The 19,599-nt window shown below is 72.1% G+C and carries 18 protein-coding genes; 9 read left to right on the plus strand and 9 right to left on the minus strand.

Features of this window, described 5'->3' with window-relative positions; genetic code table 11:
* Positions 1–37: 37 nt before the first annotated feature.
* The gene (locus tag YIM_RS12430) at positions 38–1,237 is read left to right on the plus strand and encodes a S8 family serine peptidase (RefSeq protein ID WP_370468980.1); all 1,200 of its coding nucleotides are present in this window, start codon (positions 38–40) and stop codon (positions 1,235–1,237) included.
* A gap of 9 nt (positions 1,238–1,246) precedes the next feature.
* Here YIM_RS12430 and YIM_RS50015 read toward each other — a convergent pair whose 3' ends face one another.
* The 7 genes from YIM_RS50015 to eccCa form a co-directional block, all read right to left on the minus strand.
* Positions 1,247–1,675, minus strand: coding sequence for a deaminase (locus YIM_RS50015; protein WP_153030502.1), 429 nt, complete (start codon positions 1,673–1,675; stop codon positions 1,247–1,249).
* A complete protein-coding gene (locus YIM_RS50020; RefSeq protein WP_370468981.1) occupies positions 1,668–2,333 on the minus strand; it encodes a RibD family protein in 666 nt (221 codons plus the stop codon). The genes YIM_RS50015 and YIM_RS50020 overlap by 8 nt, the downstream gene beginning before the upstream one ends.
* A gap of 19 nt (positions 2,334–2,352) precedes the next feature.
* A complete protein-coding gene (locus tag YIM_RS12445; RefSeq protein WP_153030504.1) occupies positions 2,353–3,639 on the minus strand; it encodes a WXG100 family type VII secretion target in 1,287 nt (428 codons plus the stop codon).
* On the minus strand, positions 3,636–4,025 hold the full coding sequence (locus YIM_RS12450; RefSeq protein WP_153030505.1) for a hypothetical protein: 390 nt from the start codon (positions 4,023–4,025) through the stop codon (positions 3,636–3,638). The genes YIM_RS12445 and YIM_RS12450 overlap by 4 nt, the downstream gene beginning before the upstream one ends.
* A gap of 102 nt (positions 4,026–4,127) precedes the next feature.
* On the minus strand, positions 4,128–4,430 hold the full coding sequence (locus YIM_RS12455) for a WXG100 family type VII secretion target (RefSeq protein ID WP_153030506.1): 303 nt from the start codon (positions 4,428–4,430) through the stop codon (positions 4,128–4,130).
* Positions 4,431–4,448: 18 nt separating this feature from the next.
* A complete protein-coding gene (locus YIM_RS12460) occupies positions 4,449–4,769 on the minus strand; it encodes a WXG100 family type VII secretion target (protein WP_153036939.1) in 321 nt (106 codons plus the stop codon).
* 193 nt (positions 4,770–4,962) lie between these two features.
* Positions 4,963–8,916, minus strand: a complete 3,954-nt coding sequence (gene eccCa / locus YIM_RS12465) for a type VII secretion protein EccCa (protein WP_194240132.1) — start codon at positions 8,914–8,916, stop codon at positions 4,963–4,965.
* Positions 8,917–9,057: 141 nt separating this feature from the next.
* Here eccCa and YIM_RS12470 point away from each other — a divergent pair, with 141 nt between their 5' ends.
* The 4 genes from YIM_RS12470 (at position 9,058) to eccD (ending at position 12,946) form a co-directional block, all read left to right on the plus strand.
* Entirely contained in the window at positions 9,058–9,795 is a 738-nt protein-coding gene (locus YIM_RS12470; RefSeq protein WP_153030507.1) for a WXG100 family type VII secretion target, read from the plus strand.
* Between the two features lie 37 nt (positions 9,796–9,832).
* Complete coding sequence (locus tag YIM_RS12475; protein ID WP_228004693.1) at positions 9,833–11,056, plus strand: WXG100 family type VII secretion target; 1,224 nt, start codon at positions 9,833–9,835, stop codon at positions 11,054–11,056.
* Between the two features lie 178 nt (positions 11,057–11,234).
* The gene (locus tag YIM_RS12480; RefSeq protein ID WP_153030509.1) at positions 11,235–11,561 is read left to right on the plus strand and encodes a YbaB/EbfC family nucleoid-associated protein; all 327 of its coding nucleotides are present in this window, start codon (positions 11,235–11,237) and stop codon (positions 11,559–11,561) included.
* Positions 11,558–12,946 carry a type VII secretion integral membrane protein EccD gene (gene eccD, locus YIM_RS12485; protein WP_153030510.1) on the plus strand — a complete coding sequence of 463 codons (1,389 nt, stop codon included), beginning with the start codon at positions 11,558–11,560 and terminating at the stop codon, positions 12,944–12,946. Before YIM_RS12480 ends, eccD begins: the two co-directional genes overlap by 4 nt.
* Before the next feature lie 7 nt (positions 12,947–12,953).
* Here the strand turns inward: eccD and YIM_RS12490 are convergent, their stop codons facing one another.
* Entirely contained in the window at positions 12,954–14,102 is a 1,149-nt protein-coding gene (locus YIM_RS12490) for a type VII secretion protein EccE (RefSeq protein WP_370468982.1), read from the minus strand.
* 144 nt (positions 14,103–14,246) lie between these two features.
* Here YIM_RS12490 and eccB point away from each other — a divergent pair, with 144 nt between their 5' ends.
* On the plus strand, positions 14,247–15,656 hold the full coding sequence (eccB, locus tag YIM_RS12495; RefSeq protein ID WP_153030512.1) for a type VII secretion protein EccB: 1,410 nt from the start codon (positions 14,247–14,249) through the stop codon (positions 15,654–15,656).
* Between the two features lie 17 nt (positions 15,657–15,673).
* The gene (locus tag YIM_RS12500) at positions 15,674–16,315 is read left to right on the plus strand and encodes a response regulator transcription factor (protein WP_113693334.1); all 642 of its coding nucleotides are present in this window, start codon (positions 15,674–15,676) and stop codon (positions 16,313–16,315) included.
* On the opposite strand, the gene YIM_RS12505 is transcribed toward YIM_RS12500, so the two are convergent.
* Positions 16,312–17,103, minus strand: coding sequence for a carbon-nitrogen hydrolase family protein (locus YIM_RS12505; protein ID WP_153030513.1), 792 nt, complete (start codon positions 17,101–17,103; stop codon positions 16,312–16,314). The genes YIM_RS12500 and YIM_RS12505 overlap by 4 nt on opposite strands.
* 39 nt (positions 17,104–17,142) lie before the next feature.
* Here YIM_RS12505 and hisD point away from each other — a divergent pair, with 39 nt between their 5' ends.
* Both hisD and YIM_RS12515 read left to right on the plus strand, forming a co-directional pair.
* On the plus strand, positions 17,143–18,459 hold the full coding sequence (gene hisD / locus YIM_RS12510; RefSeq protein WP_153030514.1) for a histidinol dehydrogenase: 1,317 nt from the start codon (positions 17,143–17,145) through the stop codon (positions 18,457–18,459).
* Complete coding sequence (locus YIM_RS12515) at positions 18,456–19,580, plus strand: aminotransferase class V-fold PLP-dependent enzyme (protein ID WP_153030515.1); 1,125 nt, start codon at positions 18,456–18,458, stop codon at positions 19,578–19,580. The genes hisD and YIM_RS12515 overlap by 4 nt, the downstream gene beginning before the upstream one ends.
* Positions 19,581–19,599: the final 19 nt, after the last annotated feature.

The raw sequence follows: 19,599 nt of genomic DNA on the forward strand, positions 1-19,599 counted from the left end.
CGCGCGGCGTGGGGGTCGCGCGGCTTAGGGTCGCCGCGTGAGGTGGTGGAGTGCGGTGTCGGCCGTCCTGGTGGCGTCGACCGTGCTCGTTCCCGGCGCGGCGGCCCAGCCCGCGTCCGAACCGCCCCCGCAGAGCACCTGCGCGAACCCGTCCGGGGTGTACCCGGGCGCGGTGCCGTGGGGACAGCGGGTCGTCGACGCCTCGCGGGTGTGGCCGCTGACCGACGGCACCGGCCAGCTGGTGGCGGTGATCGGGACCGGGGTGGACGCCGACAACGCGCAGTTCGCGCCCGGCCAGGTGCTGCCCGTGCGCGGGATAGGCGCGGGCGCGACCGCTCCGGCGCCGGACTGCGACGGGCGCGGCACGGTCGCCGCGGGCATCGTCGCGGCCAAGCAGAACCGGTCGACCACGTTCGCGGGCGTCGCGCCGGGCGCGAAGGTGCTGCCGGTGCGTTATCTGCGTCCCGGCGGCAATTCCGCGGACAGCGCCGATCCGGACGCGCTGGCCGCCGCGATCGTCACCGCGGTGGAGGCGAAGGCGGGCGTCATCCTGGTCGCCGTGCCGTCGCCGGTGGACTCCCCCGCGCTGACCGCGGCGGTGAACGACGCGCGGCGGCGGGGTTCGGTGGTGATCTCGGCGGCTTCGGCCAAAGAGGACGGCGCCGTCACCTATCCGTCGGCGACGCCGGGTGTGCTCGCGGTCGGGTCGCTCAACCAGCAGATGCAGCCGGTGCAGCGGGAGTCGGGCAGGCACCTGTCACTGGCCGCGCCCGGGGCGGAGCTGGTCAGCGTTTCGGCCGGGGGACAGGGAAAGCTCGCGCACCGGTGGCCGGTGACCGACCCGTCGATGGCGGGCGCCTACGTGGCGGGCGCGGCCGCGTTGCTGCGGGCCTACCACCCGGAACTGACTCCCGACCAGGTGATCACCCGATTGACGCTGACGGCCAACCGGCCACCCGGCGGCAAGCACGATCCGCGGCAGGGGTGGGGCCTGGTCGACGCCTACACCGCGGTCTCGGCCGACATCCCGCCGGACGCGGTCGGCCCGGGCGGTCCGGTGCCGCCCCCGGTCGTGGGCGCCATCGTGCCCGCCGCCGCTCCGTCACGGCCGCCGGTGAACGAGGCGGCGGGCGTGCTCGCGATCGCGGGCGTGGGGGTGGCGGCGCTGGTGGGCCTGGTCGTGGCCACCTTCCGACGGGGCCGACAACGGGGCTGGCGCCCCGGTCGGCGCGCTTAGCGATACCGGTCAGAGCAGGTGCGCGTTGGTGGCGCGTACCGCGGGCGCCAGTTCCGGCAACTCCACGACGGTGACCCCGGCCGCGGCGAGGGTCTCGGCGCCGACGCAGTCGACGAAGACGCTGGGTTCACGCCAGGCGAAGACCACGCGCGGAATGCCGGATTCCAGGATGAGCGTGGTGCACGTCTTCGGGCGCGAGGAGCGCGTGCTGCACGGTTCCAGCGAGGTGTACATGGTGGCACCGGACAGGCGGGCGAAGTCCAGTTTCGCCAGTGCCGCCTCTTCGGCGTGGTCGTGCGGGTCGGTTTCGCCGGAATAACCGGTGGCCAGCACCGAACCGCCGGCGTCGACGATCACCGCGCCCACGCGGAAAGTGGCCGACGGCGGGCACTTGTCACCAAGGGCGATGGCGTCGGAAAGGTAAGCGCGGTCATCCATGCGAGGTCACCAGGTATTTCAGCAGGACCAGATCGCCGATCTGCCGGACCTCGCTCAACGACATCGGCCGCGAAGGCGATTGTGGGAAAGAGGCGGGATACACAAAACGCGGCGCGGAAGCCGAGCCGACAAAAAAGGGCGCGTGGACCAAATGCAGTTCGTCCACCACATCGGCGGCCAGGAACTGCGTGTGGATGTGCCCGCCGCCTTCGACCATCAACCGGGAAATGCCGCGGGAATGCATGTCCGCCAGGGCATCGTGCACAGAGGCGGCTCCGACCACCGTCGCGGCGGGGCCCAGCGAGAGCGAAGACGCCACCGAGGAAGGCGCGTAGACCAGCTTCGGCACATCGCCGGTGGTGAAGAACTGTGAAGCTGGATCCAGCGAACCGGTGCGGGTGAAGGTCACCTTCGCCGGGGAATATGGCTTACCGGCGGCGATCCGCGCTGCTTGCCGCGAAGGGGAACGCACCAGCAGGCGCGGGTTGTCGGCGCGGATCGTGCCCGCGCCGACCAGGATCGCGTCGGCGGCCGCCCGCTCGGCGTCCACCCGGTCGAAATCGTCCTCATCGGACAGCACGAGCCGGGTGGCGCTGGTGTCGTCGATGCACCCGTCGAGCGAGGCGGCTACCGACAGCAGTACGTATGGCCTTGGCACCAGGCCACCGTACCGCCGCTCAGCGCCGGTCGTCCGGCTCCTCGCCGATCACCGACGGCGCCACCACCGAAGATTCACCCCACACGTCCTCGGTCTCCACCAGCCACGGCGGAATCCGCCTGCCGGAGCCCATGTCCCCGGCGCCCATGCCCATCGGCATGAACGGCATCATCGGCATCATGCCCTTGGCCGCGGCGGCACCGGCCGCGCCGGCCGCCCCACCGGCCAGCCCGGACAACCCCGGCGCCGCGCCACCGGAACCGGCCATGCCGGGTGCCGCGGCCGCGCCGTCACCGACCCCGCCGACGCCGCCGACGCCACCACCACCGAGACCGCCGACGCTCCCGCCACCGATCGGGACACCGCCGCCGCCACCGGCACCGCCGCCGAACCCGTCACCGAGCTTGCCGGTGCCGTCACCAGGAGGCTTCTCCTCGCCCTCCTTCTTGCCACCGGCCCACGGCGGCACCTTCGGCATGATCGATCCGAAGCGCCCGAAGGCCGCGGCCGACGCGGCGGCCAGCCCGGCGGTGAACATGTTGCCGAACAACGGGCTCGACGGCTTGGGCTGGTCGGTCGGCATCGGCATCGGCTGCGTGCCGTCACCGGGCAGGGTCGGCGGTGCGCCCGGCACCACCGAAACCCCACCGGGCGGCGGTGTCGCGGGCGCACCGCCGCTTCCAGCGCCGCCCCCGGGGGAGCCCGGCGCGAGCGCGGGCGGGACGGCGGCGTTCGGCGACGCGGGGATGGACTCCTCGGCGGCGGTGTAGTCGCCGGCCAGGTCCGTCATCACCTGGATCGCCTTGCTGTGCGCGGCGTTCGCCGCGTTGGAGGCCTGCTGCTGTGCTTCGACGTTGCTGATCGCGGCGGCCCGGCGCTGTGCCGCGGCCTGCATCAGGTCCGGGGAGGCGTCCGCCGGCAGCAGCGGCGGGTTCACCGCCAGCGAGAGGTCGGCCGGCGAAACCTCCGGCACGTTCACCGGCGGCGGCATCTCGGCCTTCGCGGTGTCCAGTTCGTCGGCGGCGTCTTCGAGCAGGTGCCGCATGGAGACCGCGGTCTGGCCCACCTTGCGGATGCCGCCGACCAGGTCGTCGATCATGATCTTGTACTTGTCCGCGGCGCCGCCGGTCCAGTGGCCGTCGAACTCCGAGAGCTGCGACATCAGGTTGTCGGCCTGCTCGAACAGGCCGAACCCGGCCGCCCGCCACTTCTCCGCGGCCGCGCGGGCGCCGCCGGAGTCACCGGCGTGCAGCATCGCGTAGAGCTGCTGGTGGCTGAACGAGCCGAAGTTGGTGTGCGCGGTCATCCCTTGGCCCCCTTGCCGTCCCCGCCGCCGAGCAGGTTCCCCAGACCCGACACGATGCCGCCGATCACGTTGCCCGCGGTGACGTGCAGATCGGTGGCCACGTTCTGGTCGGCCTGCTGGTAACCCTCGGCCACGGTGTGGGTGACCTCCTGCGCGAAGGTGATCGCTCCCTTGACCTGATCGAGCAGGCCCTGCATCTCGGCGACCGCGGCGTGGTGCGCCTCGGCCAGCGAGTTCGCTTCGCCGAACTCCCCCAGCCGCAGCGGCTCGCCGCCGAGGGTGAGCAGGAAGTCGTTCGGCTTGGTCATGCACTCGAGCTGGATCTCCAGCTCCCTGGCGAAGTCCTTCAGGGACTCCAGGTGAACGTAGTACGACCGGTCTTGCATCCCGACTCCCTCGTTCTCCTTCTCCAAATCAGGGACGGCAGGCCGGAAGGCCGGTGCGAGTGGGGGGTTGGCTCGCACCGGCCATCCGGGATACTCCGCCGGTCACACGGCGAAGTAGTTGGTGTTCCGGTTCTCCAGCGCGTACTGCGTGTCGTGCGCCTCGCCCACCTTGCCGCCGAACTGCGCGATGATCGCGACGATGTCCGCGGTGGCCTGGCGGAGCCGGGTCTCGGCGGCTTCCGCGGCCTGACCGGCCGAGCTGCCCGAGGCGTACCAGGTGGCCTTGATCGGCTGCAGGTTCTGCTGCAGCGTCTCCAGCTGACCGGTCAGCTGCTTGGCCTTCTCCGCCAGCGAGGCGGAGCTGAACTGCAGTGCGTTGAAATTGACTTCGACCATGTCGGCCATGTCGGATTCCCCTCTGGGTCAGTTCGCGCCGGACAGGCGGCCGAGCACGGAGCCACCGGCGTCGGAGGCGAGGCTGGAGACGCTGTGCAGCGACGAGGCCACCTCGGCGTCACCGCTGCCGTAGTTGTGGAAGCTCTGGTTGACCAGGCTGGACATGGTGTCCAGCTCGCGGACGGCGAGCTGCATCTTCTCCTGCAGCCTGCGCTGCAGGTCCCAGAACGCCACCGCCTGGTCGCCCTTGTAGTTGCGCAGCGTTTCGGTCAGCTCCGCTTCCAAGCTGGCCATGGTGGTCTTGGCGCCAGAAGCGGTCTCCTCGAACCCCTGGACCGCACGCGTCATGGCCGCGGCATCACTCTGGTAGCCGGCACTGCTCACGGGCTGGCCACCTCCTCTCAACTCGCGGGAAAAGATCTCCGGAAGAGCCAGAGCTGGAACTTTCTCCGGCTCGTTGCGAATCACACGCTAGAAAAGCGCGCAGTACGTTCAAACGGCACAACTGCCGGTCGCGGTGGCGGTACTTGTACCCACGACCTCAGTCCGCCGGTGGTGTCCAGGCCACCTGGAGCAGCCCGGTGCCCAGCCGCCTGCTGACCAAAGTGCCTCGTCCCGGCGGCAACGGGCCCGCCTTGACGTCGCCGATCAGCGGTCCCTCGTCCTTGGACCCGGACATCACCAGCCCCGGCGAACCCAGCTCGCGGACGCGCTGCACCACCGGCTCGAACAGGGCCCGCCCGGCGCCCCCGCTGCCGCGCGCGATCACCAGGTGCAGCCCGATGTCCCGCGCCTGCGGCAGGAACTCCAGCAGCGGCAGCAGCGGGTTGTTGCCCGCGGTGGCCACCAGCTCGTAGTCGTCGACGAGCACGAACAGGTCGGGCCCGGTCCACCACGACCGGTTGCGGAGCTGCTCAGCGGTCACCTCCGGGCCCGGCAGCCGCAGGCGCATCGCCTGGACCACTTCGCTGATCAGACCGTCCAGCACGGGCGCTGAGCCCGCGTAACCGAGCAGGTGGCGCCCGGTGACCGCGTCGAGCAGGCCGCGCCGGTAGTCGGCGACGATGATCGCCGCGTCGTCGGCGTGGTAGGCCGACATGATGCCCTGGCCGATCACGCGCAGCAGCGCGCTCTTGCCCGACTCCACGTCACCGAATGCGAGAAAGTGCGGATCCGCGCCGAAATCGAGCAGCACGGGCTCCAAAGTGGACTCCGCGACGCCGAGGGTGACCTTCTTCGGCGGTGCCGGTGGCAGGCTGGACAGCTCGATCCTGGCCGGGAGCAAGCGAACCCGCGGCGCCGGGCCGCCGTGCCACGACTCGCTGATCCGGCGCACCAGATCGGTGGCGCCGACGCCGATCGTGCCCGCGCGCTGGTCGCCGTCGATGCGGGGGAGTCCACCGAGGAAGTGGAGCTTGTCCGCGGTGATGCCGCGGCCGGGCGCTTCGGCGGGCACGTTGCGGGCCGCCTTGCGGTCGATCAGCGAGTCACCGGGATCACCGAGGCGCAGCTCGAACCGCGTGCCGACGGCGTCGCGCAGCTGCGCGCGCACGCCCATCCAGGTGTTCGCCGAGAGCACCACGTGGATGCCGAACCCGAGCCCGCGCGCGGCGAGCGCGGTGATCTGCTCCTCCAGCTGCTCGTAGTCCTTGCGGACCGTGGCCCAGTCGTCGACCACCAGGAACACGTCGCCGAACTCGCGGCCGTCGGTGCTCTCGGTGAACTCCGCGCGGCGGTTGCGGAACTCCGCGGCCGACTCGATCCCGTTGGCGGCGAAGAACTCCTCGCGCTGTTCGAGCAGCGTGGTCACCTCGGCGACCACGCGGCGGCAGCGCTGCGCGTCGCGCCGGGTGGCGTACCCGGACACGTGCGGCAGCCCGGCGACCGGCGACAGCGCGCCACCACCCATGTCCAGCAGGAAGAACTGGGCTTCGGCGGGTGTGTGGGTCAGCGCGAGCACACCGACGATCGCGCGCAGCAGCGTGCTCTTGCCGGTCTGCGGGGCGCCGACCACCAGCGCGTGCCCGCCCGCGCCGGAGAAGTCCGCCCAGAGCAGGTCACGCCGTTGTTCGATTGGCTTGTCCACCAGCGCCACCGGCACGATCAGCCGCCCGTTGCCGCCCCAGCCGACCGGGCACAGACCGCGGTCGGGGTCCTCGCCGAGCGGCGGCAGCAACTGGTCCAAAGTGGGCGGTTCGGCCAGCGGCGGCAGCCAGATCTGGTGTGCGGCCGGGCCGTCGAGCCGGGAGAGCATGGCGTCGATGACCGTCTCACCGGTACTGGGTTCCTCGTGGGCTGTCTCGACGGGCTCGTCGGATTCGACCGGCACCGGGGCACTCACCGGCCCCAGCGTGAACGGCACGATGTGCTGGGCGGGCGCGCCCTTCTCTCGCACCACCTGCCGGGGCGGCAGCTCACCGGAGACGTAGGCGGCCTTGAGCCGGATCAGCGAATCGGTGTCCGCCTTGAGGTAGGCCGAACCGGGCACCGGCGGCAGCTGGTAGGCGTCGGCGACCCCGAGCACGGCCCGGCTTTCCGAGGCGGAGAACGTGCGCAGGCCGATCCGGTAGGACAGGTGCGAGTCGAGCCCGCGCAGCCGCCCTTCCTCGAGGCGCTGAGAAGCGAGCAGCAGGTGGATGCCGAGGCTGCGGCCCAGCCGGCCGATCGAGACAAAAAGGTCGATGAACTCCGGGCGGGCCGAGAGCAGCTCGCTGAACTCGTCGATGATCACCAGCAGCGAGGGCAGCGGCCGCAGGTTCGCACCCGCCTCGCGCGCGCGTTCGTAGTCGCGGGCCGAGGCGTAGTTGCCCGCCGCGCGCAGCAGTTCCTGCCGCCGGATCACCTCTCCGTTGATCGCGTCGGCCATGCGGTCGACCAGGATCAGTTCCTCGGACAGGTTGGTGATCACCGCGCAGGTGTGCGGGAGGTGGGTCATGCCGGCGAAGGTGGCGCCACCCTTGAAGTCGATCAGCGCCAGGTTCAGCCGTTCCGAGGAGTGCGTCACCGCGAGCGCGGTGACCAGGGTGCGCAGCAGCTCGCTCTTGCCGGACCCGGTGGCGCCGATGACCAGGCCGTGCGGTCCCATCCCGCCTTCGGCCGACTCCTTGAGGTCCAGCTCCACCGGGCGGCCGTCGGGATCGACGCCGAGCGGGACGCGCAGCCGGTCCCTGGCCGCACGCGGCGCCCAGGTGATCGCGGTGTCCACGTCACGCGGGTCGCCGATGCCGAGCAGCCCGGACAGGCCGAAGGTGGACGACATCGGGTTGTCGCCGGTGACCACGGTGCCGACCTGGTGCAGCGGGGTGAGCCGCCTGGCCAGCGCTTCGGCCGCACCGGCGTCGAGGCCGTCCGGCACGCCGAGGAAGCCGAGCTGCTGCTCACCGCCCTCGCCGACCAGCATGCCCAGCTGGGTGCGGTCGGTGTGCAGGCACAGCGTCCGGTCGCTGGGCACGGCGTTCGGTTCCTCGGTGCTCACGTCGAGCACGGTGACGCCGTGCTTGCCGCCGTATGGCATCAGCCGGGTGTCGCCCTCGGTGCGGCCGCCGTCCAGCACCAGCACGATGTGCGGCAGGTCGTGGCCGTGCCCCGGCGCGCGGGTGAACGCGGCGCGCTCGCCGAGGTCCTGGCCGAGCGCCTCGGCCAGCCCGGCCAGGTCGCCGGCGACCAGCCGGGCCGGACCCGCGGCGTCGGTACCGCTGCCGGAGCCGGCGTGGGGCAGCCACTTGAGCCAGTCCCATTCGGGCTGACGCTCGGTGGCCGCGCACAACGCGATGCGCAGATCGTTCGGTGAGTGGAAGGTGGCCAGCTGGGCCAGCAGCGCCCTGGTCAGGTCGAGCACCTCACCGCGGCGCCCGCTCAGCGAAACCGTGGCGAAGGACCGCAGCGAGATGGCCACCGGCAGACCGTTCACTGTGGAGTAAGTGCGGATGAAGTGCCGCAGGCTGGTCGAGGACACCGGGTCGAGGTCCTCCAGCGGGACCGTCTGCGGGGCCTTGAGCGGGGTCATCAGCCGTTGCGGCCCGGTGCCGACGCGCACCTGGCCGAAGTGACCGTCCGCGCGCCGCCGGTCCCACAGCCTGCCGCTGGTCACGTAGGCCCACAGGTCGGCGGGCTCGGGCTGCAGCGAGATCATCGCCGAGCGCTGGTTGTCCGCGATGTCGCGCACCTGCCCGCGCAGCCCGGCCAGGTACCGCTGGTAGTCCCGGCGCTCCTCGTTGATCTGCGCCTTCTTCTGCTGCCCGCCCCTGGCCAGCGACATCACGATCATGCCGCCCATCGCGGTGATGAACAGGGCGCCGAAGACCCAGGTCATCGCGCCGCCGTCGCGTCCGATGTAGACGAACGACATGGCGCCCATGCCGAGCATCATGGGCAGGAACAGCATCAGTTGGAGCGCGCCACCGCTGCCGCCCTTCGGCAGCATCGGCGGAGACTGCAGGACGATCTCGCTCGGCTGCTCACCCGATAGTGGCAACCGGTCTCGGGCCAGGGTCATTTAACGCCGTTCCCCTTGGTGCGTGTGGGTACTTTGCCGCTCATTTTGGCCACTCGTGAGGCGGTCACGGTGGGTACTTTTGCCGTCCGTCGCCCTTCTCGGCCGTCCTTACGCTGGTCGCGACCGGTGGAAGGGAGGGTGATGGGCGGCAGCCAGGAGTTCCGGGCGGAGCCCGAGGCGATGCGATCGGCAGCAGGCAACGTCGGCGGGATCATCATGCGCGGCGTGAACTCCGTCGGTGACCTGGAACGGCTCGAGGTGCCCCCGGCATCCTTCGCCGGCATCGGCGACGCCGTCGCGGCGGCCGGTGAGGCCCTGCGACAACAGCAGGTTTCCGCGGTCCGCACCCTGCTCTCCCTCATGCAGGAGGTGAACGACCTGGTGCGCCAGTGCGCCGACGAGTACCAGGCCGCCGACGAGGCGGTCGCGACCGGCTACGGCGGCAAGCCGTCCTCGGCCGGCTCGGTGCTCCCGGCGATCTGGGGCACCCCGGTGGCGGCCGAACTGGCGGCCTGCGCGGTGCGCGACAGCGCCGGCGCGGGCGGCGAACCGGGTTCGGTCGGCAATGTGTTGCGCTATATGGAACAGGCGGGCCTGGCCGGGCCGGGCGCGGACTTCGCCGACGCCGCCCAGTTCAACGCCTGGCTCGAGGGCAACGCGGACAACCAGGCCAGCGTCGGGGTGATCGAGGTCTACTCGGGCACCGCGCGCGACCTCGGCGACGTACCCGGCGGGGTGCGCGGCGGTGACGTGGTCATCGTGGCGGACTCGGTGATCGGGGTCGCGGGCAACAACGGCCAGCTGTACAACCACGGCCTGGTGGACTCCGGTATCCACGGGCCGGCGAAAGTGAGCGTCTATCGACCGGCGTTCGCCTGATCACGTTTCCGGCTCGTGGATGAAAAAGAGGTGTGCAGTGTATTTCCCGAACTCCAGCGCGATGGACGCGACCGCTTCTTCCGGCGGGCCGATCACCATTCTGCCGCAGATCGTTTCCGGTTCCCCGGAGCAGATCGCCAAGCACGTCGGTGAGCTGCTGAAGAAGGCGACCGAGTTCGCCACGCTGCTCAACGAGTTCGCCGGGGCGGCGAAGCAACTGGAAAAGGTGTGGGAGGGCAAAGCCAGCGAATCCGCGCTGAAGAAGATCGCCGATTCACTGGCTTCGCTGAACAAGATCATCGACGTGGTGCGCAGAGGCGCGGACCTGCTCGGCATTTCCGGCACGCTGGTCCAGACCGCGCAGCAGGCCTACCGCTCGGTGGTCGCCGCGGTCAATCCGACGGTCGCCTCGCTGATGTCGAACCCGTGGACCTACGGCGCCGCGGTGGCGCTGTCCACCGCGACCAGCGCTTCGCTGAAGGGCTTCATCCAGGCCATCGCGGCGCTGCTCAAGACGCTCGGTGTGGTCGACCTCGCCGGGCAGATCACCCAGCTGGTCACCATCATCAGTGAAATCGAGAAGCTGTTCGGCGGTGGTGACAAGGGCTCGGGCTCCGGCACCGCGCCGGGCACCGGCGGCATCGGTGCCACTCCGGTGGCCCCGCCGCAGAGCCCGCCCTCGGTGGCCAGCCCGTCCGGCCAGCAGGTCGCGGGCAACGGCGGCCTGCCCGTGGGCGGCGGGCCGGGCGGTGGTTACGGCACGGGTGGTCATGGCACGGGAACCGGCGGTTATCCCGGTGGCGCCGGTGGCGGGTTCGGTGGTGGCACCGCGCCCGGCGGGTTCACCAACTACCTGCCGCCCGCGCTGAACGGGTTCACCGGCAACCAGGGCCAGTCGCCCTGGGAATGGGCCGCCGGCGGTGGGGGCACCGCCGGTGGCTCGCTCGCCCCCGGGCTGATCGACCCGCGCAACGCGTGGATCCCGGTCGACCCGGCGGCGAACGCGGTGCCGGGGCAGACCCTGCCCGCACCCGCCGACCCCGCGCCGTCGCAGCCCGCCCCCGGCGGCGGCGAGAGCGGCGGTGGTGGCGGCAACGGCGAGGAGATCGTCATCCGCACCGAGCAGGGTGACGTGGCCACCTCGATCGAGGTGCCGATGGGCCGCGACATCGAGTTGGACCTCGAGTTCACCGTGGACGGCAAGGAATACGAGCAGCACATCGACATCGATGCCGACGGCACCGTGTCGGTCGACCGTTGAGCGGTCACGATCGGGAGTGCGCCGGGGGTCTCGGCGGCCCAGCTTCCCGCTGGACGCACCGCCGGAAGACCCGAGTGCAACACCGGTACGCAGGTCTCCCGGCCGCACACCCAGCGAAAACCTGGATCCACCGAATACCCCCGACGAACTCCCGATCGCAACCACCAAGGGGAAGCAGATGAGCGATCCGTACCAGGTCCCGGACATGAACGCGCTGCTGGAGGAGGTCCGTGCGCAGACCGAGCAGGTGCGGCGGATCCAGCGGTCGGTGGAGAAGATGGAGGTGAAGGGCTACTCGCGCGGCAACGAGGTGGTCGCCACCCTGCGCGGCGACGGCCGGTTCACCGAGATCTCCATCGATCCCGACGCCGCGCGCCGCTTCCCGGCCAGGGAACTGGGCGAGATCGTGCTCGAAGCGGTCAACAACGGGCTGACCAAGCTCGGTGAGGCCAGCCGGGCGAAGTTCGCGCCGGTGATCGACGCCGCGGGGGCTTCGCAGCAGTGACCGACACCGTCACCCCGGCAGCGGCAGGGTCGGCCACCCGCCGGGTCACCGTGGTGACCCCGCTCGCGCGGGTCGATGTGGCCCTGCCACCGCAGAGCACGCTCGCCGAACTGGTGCCGCAACTCGTCCGGCTCGCCGGCGCCGACGGTCAGGCCACCCCGGAGCACCCCGGCTGGGCGCTGACCCGGCTCGGTGGCGCGCCGCTGGCGCCCGGGCTGACCGTGGCCGCCGCCGGGATGCGCGACGGCGAGGTGCTCTACCTGACCCCGCGCGAGCGCCCGCGCGCGCCACTGTTGTTCGACGACGTGGTGGATTCGATCGCCAGCGCGAGCGAGTCCGACCGCGAATGGGGCGCGGACCTGGCCCGCCGCGCCGGGATCACCGCCGCGGTGGTGCTGCTGCTCGGCGCGGCCGTGTTGTCGCAGGCCAGTTTCGCGGGCACGCTGTTCGCGCCGATCGCCTGCGGCCTGCTCGCGCTGGTGCTGCTGCTCGGCGGTGGCGCGCTGAGCCGCGCCGCCGGGGACGCGCAGGCCGGTGCGGCCACCGCGCTCGCCGGGATCGGCGCGGCTCTGCTCGCCGGGATGTCGGCCTTCCCGCCGCACCCGCTGTTCTCGCTCGACGCCGGGCCGCTGGGCATCGGGCTCGCCGCGGTGGCGGTGTTCGGCGCGCTGTCCGCGGTGACGGTGGCCGACCGGCTGCCGTGGTTCGTCGCGGTCACCGTTTCCGCGGTGCTCGCCGCGCCCGCCGCGGGCATCGTGCTGCTGACCGGGGTACGTCCGGTCAGCGCGGCTTCGGTGCTGGCCGTGCTCGCCACCGCGATGGCCGCCTTCGCACCGATGCTGGCGCTGCGGCTCGGCCGTCTCCCGCTGCCGCGCGTCCCGGACGACATGGCCTCCTTCCGCGCCGACGAACGCCCGTCGCTGGGTGCCGCGATGGCCGGGCAGACCGCCTACGCGCAGCGCCTGCTCACCGGCTTGCTGGTGGCGCTGGGCAGTGTGGTGCTCGGCTGCTCGGTGGTGCTGGTTTCCCAGGGCGGTGCGTGGGAGGCCGGGCTGACCGCGCTGCTCGGGCTGGCCTGGGTGCTGCGGTCGCGGTCGTACGCCGGTGGCCCGCAGCGGCTGGTGCTGATCGGCTACGGCCTCGCGGGACTTTCGTGCGCCGGGCTCTGGCTGGGCGTCGAAGCCGACCGCTCGCTGGTTTTCGCCGCGGCGCTGGCCGTCGCGCTGGCCGCGGTGGTCTGCCTGGTCTACGCGGCGCGCGTGGCCAAGGGACACCGTTCGCCGTACTGGTCGCGCCTGATGGACATCATCGAGTTCCTCGCGCTGCTCTCGCTGGTGCCCATCACCGGCGTGATCATCGGCGTCTACGAAGCAGTGCGGGGCTAGAGCTTCTTCACGGCAGTGCCAAGGGAAGCGAGCGGCGCACGTGTTCGGCGTGCCGTCCGTTCACCGCGACCAGCGGGACCCCGCACAGCGTCGGTGAGCCGGTGGGCGGGGTGGCCTCGCCGCGTGTGCCCACCCGCACGGTCACGTCGGCGCGTTCGCGGCCGGCGGCGGTCCGGCTCAGCGTGTACGAGACGGTGGTGAAGGCCGCGGTCGGCACGTGCCCGGTGACCAGCTTCGGCAGGTCCCGATCGGACAGCGGGCGGAAGCAGGACTGCCGGATGCGGCCATCGCCGGTGCCCGCCGACCACCAGCGCCAGCCGTCGGTGAACTCCGGAACCTCTTGCACAGCACCGAAATCCGGTTCCGCGCCGAGCGCGACGCGGAGTTCCTCGCCGAGTTCGCCCGCCTCCAGCACGGTGCTCTCGTAGCCCACGTCGGCCAGCGCGCCGGCCAGGCCCAGCGCCGCGCTCGCGGTGGTGCGCAGCGCACCCAGTTCACCGCCGCCCCTGGCCAGCGCGGCGATCGGCGCGTCGGCAGGCCGGTAGCGCACGGCCAGCCAGCACACCCGCAGCGGGTTCTGTCCCGGCCGCGGCGCGGTCCAGACCACCAGTTGCGCGCTGTCCAACGGGATGTCGGCCCGGCGGTAGGTCGCGCCGAGCACGTCGAGCAGGGTGCCGACCGCGGGCAGCCCGCCGCCGGTCAGCCGGACCACCGAGGTCCAGCCGTCACCGACACCGACGATGCCGAGCCGGTTGCCCGCCCGGTCGGTGTGCTGGCGGATGGGGAACTCGCCGACCAGCGAGTGCATCGGCCCGGCCCCGGCGCGGCGGTCGTCGTGCTGGCGAAGGCGGAAGGTGAGCCAGGTCCACGCCCACCCGGCCAGGTGCCTGCCGGTGAAACGCACCGAGGTGGTCACCACGACCAGCACGGCCAGCGCGATCGCGGTGATCGACACAGCGGTGAAGCCGTCACCGAGCCCGTAGGCGGCCAGCGCGCCCAGCGCGGCGACCTCCCACAAGGCGACCTGACGGGCCCGGATCGGCAGGATCCACGGCGCGGCGGCCGGATCGGCGATCGAGCCCGGCTCGCGGCCGCCGGCGGGAAGCGGCACCGCGGCGGTCCGGTTCCCCCATGGGGCGGGTGAAGACAATGACACAGGATGGCCCCTCTCACGCTCCCCTGCGTAACGGTATCGGGGCACACACCGTGGCGCTGCCGGAAAAATTGCCCACATCAGCGAGTGCATTCATACCTAGCATTAGCCCCGGCGCACGGCCTTCTTCCTCGGGGGTAACAACCGGTGTGGACTCAGCGGGACCAGATCCAGGCGTACCAGTTCCTGCGCCGGAGACTGGTCTCGGCACTCGTTTCGGCCGACGCCAATCACCCGGTGTCACCGGGGCGCAGGCTGGTGCTCGGCACCATCATCGGCATCGCGGTGGCGTTGCTGATCACCGCGGTGTTCGGCGTGATCGGCCTGCTGAAGCCGTCGGGCGGCAAGGACTGGCTGGCCGGTGGCAAGGTGATCGTCGAGGAGGAGACGGGCGCCCGGTTCATCCTCGGTGAGGAGGGCACGCTGCACCCGGTGCTCAACTACGCCTCGGCGCGGTTGCTGGCCGGTGGTGACGGCTCGGCCACGGTGAAGGTCCCGGCGAAGAACCTGGCCAAGGCCGGGCGCGGGCCGCGGGTCGGCATTCCCGGGGCCCCGGATTCCTTGCCGGGCAAGGAAAGACTGCAAACAGGTCCGTGGATCTCCTGTTCCCGCACCAGTCGCGACCAGCCGACCGACGCCGAACCGGCCACCTCGGTACTGCTCGGCGCCTCGTCCACCGGACGCCCGCTCGCCGCGGGGGAGGGCCTGCTGGTCCGGTTGCCCGGCGGGGAGCGGTACCTGATCAGCTCCGGGCACCGGTTCCGGCTCAGCCCCGAAGCCGGTGCCGCGCTCGGGTACGACCGCCGCGTGCCGATCGTGGTTTCGAGCCGCTGGCTGAACACCGTGCCCGCGGGCCGGGACCTGGACTTCGTCGAAGTGGACGGAGCCGGGCGCAAGGGGCCGCGGGTCGGCGTGCGCGACACCGAGATCGGCCAGGTGCTCAGCGTCGCGGGCACCAGCACGCCCGGCTACTACCTGGTGCGTGCCGAAGGGCTGGTGCCGATCACACAGACCGAGGCCGCGCTGATCATGCAGGCCCCGGCGAACGCCGCGGCGCAGGTGTCCAGTGGCGGCGGCCAGACCATCGAGGTGTCCGCGGCCGACGTCGCCGCGGCGGGACTGGCCACCGACGCCGGGACCGCCGGTGGCGCGGACCCGGCAGGCTACCCGGACCGCATCCCGGTGGCGGTCGAGGTCAACGGTGAAACGGTGGCGGTCTGCGCCGAGGGTGACGGCTCCGGCTCGGCGAAGGTGACCATCGGGGCGAGCGCGCCCCTGCCCGCCGGCGCGCGCCCGCAGCCGGTCGCCGCCGGGGACGGGCGGACCGCCGACGAGGTGTACGTGCCGCCGTCCGGTGGGGCGGTGGTGGCCGAGCAGCCCTCCGGCACGGTGTACGTGCTCACCGATCTTGGCACCAAGTACCCCGTCGCGAGCGGTGAAGCATTGGCCGCACTGGGTTATGGTGCAGTACCTAAGCTACCGGTGTCCGCCGGCCTGCTCGCGCTGGTGCCGAGCGGGCCCGCGCTGGACCCGGCGGCGGCCGCCGGATTCGGGTGAACTGGGGTGAACGAGCAGTGGTCAGCACACAGGCGATCAGGGTCGGGGTGATCGAGGACCATCCCCTGTACCGCGCGGCCGTGGCGAGAGTGCTCGAAGAAGCCGAGGACATCGAACTGGGCGCGGTCGCCGACTCGGTGGCGCGCTTCGCGGTGTGCCGCCAGCCCGCGGGCAGCGTCGTGGTGCTGGACCTGAAGCTGCGCGGGATCGCCGACGCCGCCGCGGTGATGGAGGTGGTCGGCATGGGGCACAAGGTGCTGGTGGTCTCCGCGCACGCCGGGCAGTCCGAGGTGCTTGGCGCGATCTCCGCCGGCGCGCGGGGTTACCTGTCGAAGGACGCCGACGGCGAGGAGATCCTGCGTGCGATCAGGGAGATCGCGTCGGGCAACTCCTACGTCTCGCCGACGCTGGCCTCGTTCGTGCTGAACTCGACGCGGGACCGCAACGCCGGGCCGAAGCTGGTGCTGTCCGAACGCGAGCGGCAGGTGCTCTCGCTGGTCGCGGCGGGGGAGCGGGACCAGGACATCGCCGAGGCCATGTCGATCAGCGTCCGGACCGTGCGGTCCTACCTGGACCGGATCCGCGACAAGACCGGCAGGCGCCGCCGCCCCGAACTGACCAGGCTGGCCATCGAAGAGGGCATCGCGCATCCGTCCTAGAGGCGCCGGTTCGGCAGCACGGCCGTCGCCTCGCGAGAGGTGGTGGACAGGGCCGGGTCGATGTCGACCACCAGCAGGTCCGCGTCCGCGCCCAGTTGCGCGTGGACCCGGCCGAACGGGTCGGCCACCGTCGAGTACCCGATGCCGGTCGGCGCCTTCGGGTTCACGGTGACGCCGGTGACCGCCGGATCGGCCTGGTCGCAGGCGAGCACCCAGCTGCCCGAGTCGAGCGCCCGCGCGCGCACCAGCAGTTCCCACTGCTCGCGCTTGCCCTCACCGGCACCCCACGACGCGGGCAGCAGCACCGCGGCGGCGCCTTCACCGGCCAGCTTCTGGAACAGTTCGGGGAACCGCACGTCGTAGCAGGTGGCCAGGCCGAGCACGGTGTCGTTCACGGTGACCGTGGCGATCGACTCACCCGGCGCCACCGTCTTCGACTCCTTGAAGCCGAAGGCGTCGTAGAGATGGATCTTGTCGTACCCGAGGTGCTCGCCGAGCCCGGTGACCAGCAGCGTGTTGCGCACGCGGTCGCCGTCCGGGGTGAACATGCCCGCGACGACCAGCACGCCGTGCTCCGCCGCCACCGAAGCGACCGCCGAGGCCCACGGCCCGTCGAGCGGTTCGGCGAGCGGCCCGAGCGGCACGCCGAACCCGGCCATGGTCGCCTCCGGGAAGACCACCACCTGGGCGCCGTCGGCGGCGGCGCGGGCGGTCCACTCCCGGACCAGGTCCAGGTTGGCGGCCGGATCGGCACCGGAGGTCAGCTGGCAGAGCGCGATTCGGGGCACGGGCGTCTCCTCTCCGCCGTCGAAGCTACCCTCGTGGCCATGCTCAACCGCACGGACCTGCGAGGTCGTACTCCGTCCCCCGCCGAACTGCGCGCCGCCCTGCCGCGCGCCGGAACCGACGTGGACGCCGTACTGCATCTGGTCCGGCCGATCGTGGACGCGGTCCGCGACCGGGGTGCCGAGGCCGCGCTGGAGTTCGGTGAGAAGTTCGACGGCGTCCGGCCGTCCGCGATCCGCGTGCCCGCCGCCGAGCGCACGCGCGCGCTGGCCGAGCTGGACCCGGCGGTGCGCGAGGCACTGGAGGAGGCCACCACGCGGGCCCGCAAGGTGCACGCCGACCAGCGCCGCCCCGACGTCACCACCACCGTGGTCGACGGCGGCACGGTCACCGAGCGCTGGGTGCCGGTCGAGCGCGTCGGGCTGTACGCGCCGGGCGGGCTGGCGGTGTACCCGTCGACCGTGGTGATGAACGTGGTCCCGGCGCAGACGGCCGGGGTCGGCTCGCTGGTGCTCTGCTCACCGCCGCAGGCCGAGTTCGGCGGGCTGCCGCACCCGACCGTGCTCGCCGCCGCCGAACTGCTCGGCGTGGACGAGGTGTGGGCGGTCGGCGGCGCGCAGGCGGTGGCACTGCTGGCCTACGGCGGCACCGACACCGACGGCGCCGAACTCGCCCCGGTGGACGTGGTCACCGGGCCGGGCAACATCTATCTGACCGCGGCCAAGCGCCTGCTCCGCGGCCTGATCGGGATCGACTCCGAGGCGGGCCCCACCGAGATCGCGGTGCTCGCCGACCACACCGCCGACCCGGCGCACGTGGCCGCCGACCTGATCAGCCAGGCCGAGCACGACCCGCTGGCCGCCAGCGTGCTGGTGACCGACTCCGAGTCGCTCGCCGACGCGGTGGACGCCGAGCTGGCCCGCCGGGTCCCGGCCACCAAGCACACCGCGCGCGTCACCGAAGCGCTGACCGGCAAGCAGTCCGGCATCGTCCTGGTGTCCACTGTGGACGACGGTCTGCGGGTGGTGGACGCCTACGCCGCCGAGCACCTGGAGATCCAGACCGCCGACGCGCGCGCGGTGGCCGCCAGGGTGCGCAACGCGGGCGCGGTCTTCGTCGGTGCCTACGCCCCGGTCTCGCTCGGCGACTACTGCGCCGGATCGAACCACGTGCTGCCCACCGGCGGTTTCGCGCGGCACTCGTCCGGCCTGTCGGTGCAGAGCTTCCTGCGTGGCATCCACGTGGTCGACTACAGCGAGCAGGCGCTGCGCGAGGTGGCGGGCAAGGTGGTCGCGCTGGCCAACGCCGAAGACCTGCCCGCGCACGGGGAAGCCGTCACGGCGAGGTTCGAGAAATGATCTTCCTGGACAGCGCCGGTTCGTCCCTGCCGCCGCCCCAGGTGCTCGACGAGGTGATCGGGCACCTGCGCCGCGAAGCCGAGGTCGGCGGTTACCGCGCGGCCGCCGAGCGTGAGGACGACCTGGAGCGCGCCTATCCGGTGTTCGCCGAACTGCTCGGCTGCGAACCGGACGAGGTCGCCTTCACCGACAGCGCCACCCGGTCCTGGCTGACCCTGGTCGACTCGGTGCCGCTGGCGCCGGGTGACCGGGTGCTGATCAGCGAGGCCGAGTACGGCGCGAACGCGGTCGCGCTGCTGCGGCTGACCGAGCTGTCCGGCGCGCGGCTCGAGCTGGTGCCGTCGGACGAGTCCGGCCAGCTGGACGTGGCCGCGCTGCGGAACCTGCTCGACGAGCGGGTCAAGCTGGTCTCGCTGGTCCACGTGCCGACCAACGGCGGACTGGTGAACCCGGTCCGCGAGGTGACCGAGGCCGCGCACGAGGCGGGGGCGCTGGTGCTGCTGGACGCCTGCCAGTCGGCGGGCCAGCTGCCGGTGCACGCCGCCGACCTGGGCGTGGACCTGATCACCGGCACCGGGCGCAAGTGGCTGCGCGGGCCGCGCGGCACCGGGTTCCTGGTGGTCCGGCGCGAGATCGCCGACCGGCTGCGGCCCCGGCTGTTCGACCACAGCGGGGCCGACTGGTCCGGGCTGTGGGAGTACCGGTTCCGCCAGGACGCGCGGCTGCACGAGCTGTGGGAGTTCGGCGTGGCCGAGCGCCTCGGCCTGCTCAAAGCCGCCGAGTACGCCCTCGACCTCGGCATGGAGCACATCGCCGCGGAGGTGGGCGAGCGGGCGTCGCGGCTGCGCACCGGGCTGTCCGCGATCCCCGGCGTGACCGTGCACGACCTGGGGGAGCGGCCCAGCGGCATCGTCACCTTCACCGTCGACGGGCTCGAGCCGTCGCGCGTGAAGGACCTGTTGTGGGACAAGGACATCGTGCTCAGCGTGACGTCCGAGGGCTCGACCAGGTTCGACATGGGACGGCGCGGCCTCAGCTCGATGGTCCGGGCGTCACCGCACTACTTCGTCACCCCGGCGCAGCTCGACGAGTTCCTCACCGTGGTGACCGGCCTGCGGTGAGGCCCTCGCCACGCCTTAG

The sequence above is a fragment of the Amycolatopsis sp. YIM 10 genome (assembly GCF_009429145.1).
Classification (GTDB): Bacteria; Actinomycetota; Actinomycetes; order Mycobacteriales; family Pseudonocardiaceae; genus Amycolatopsis.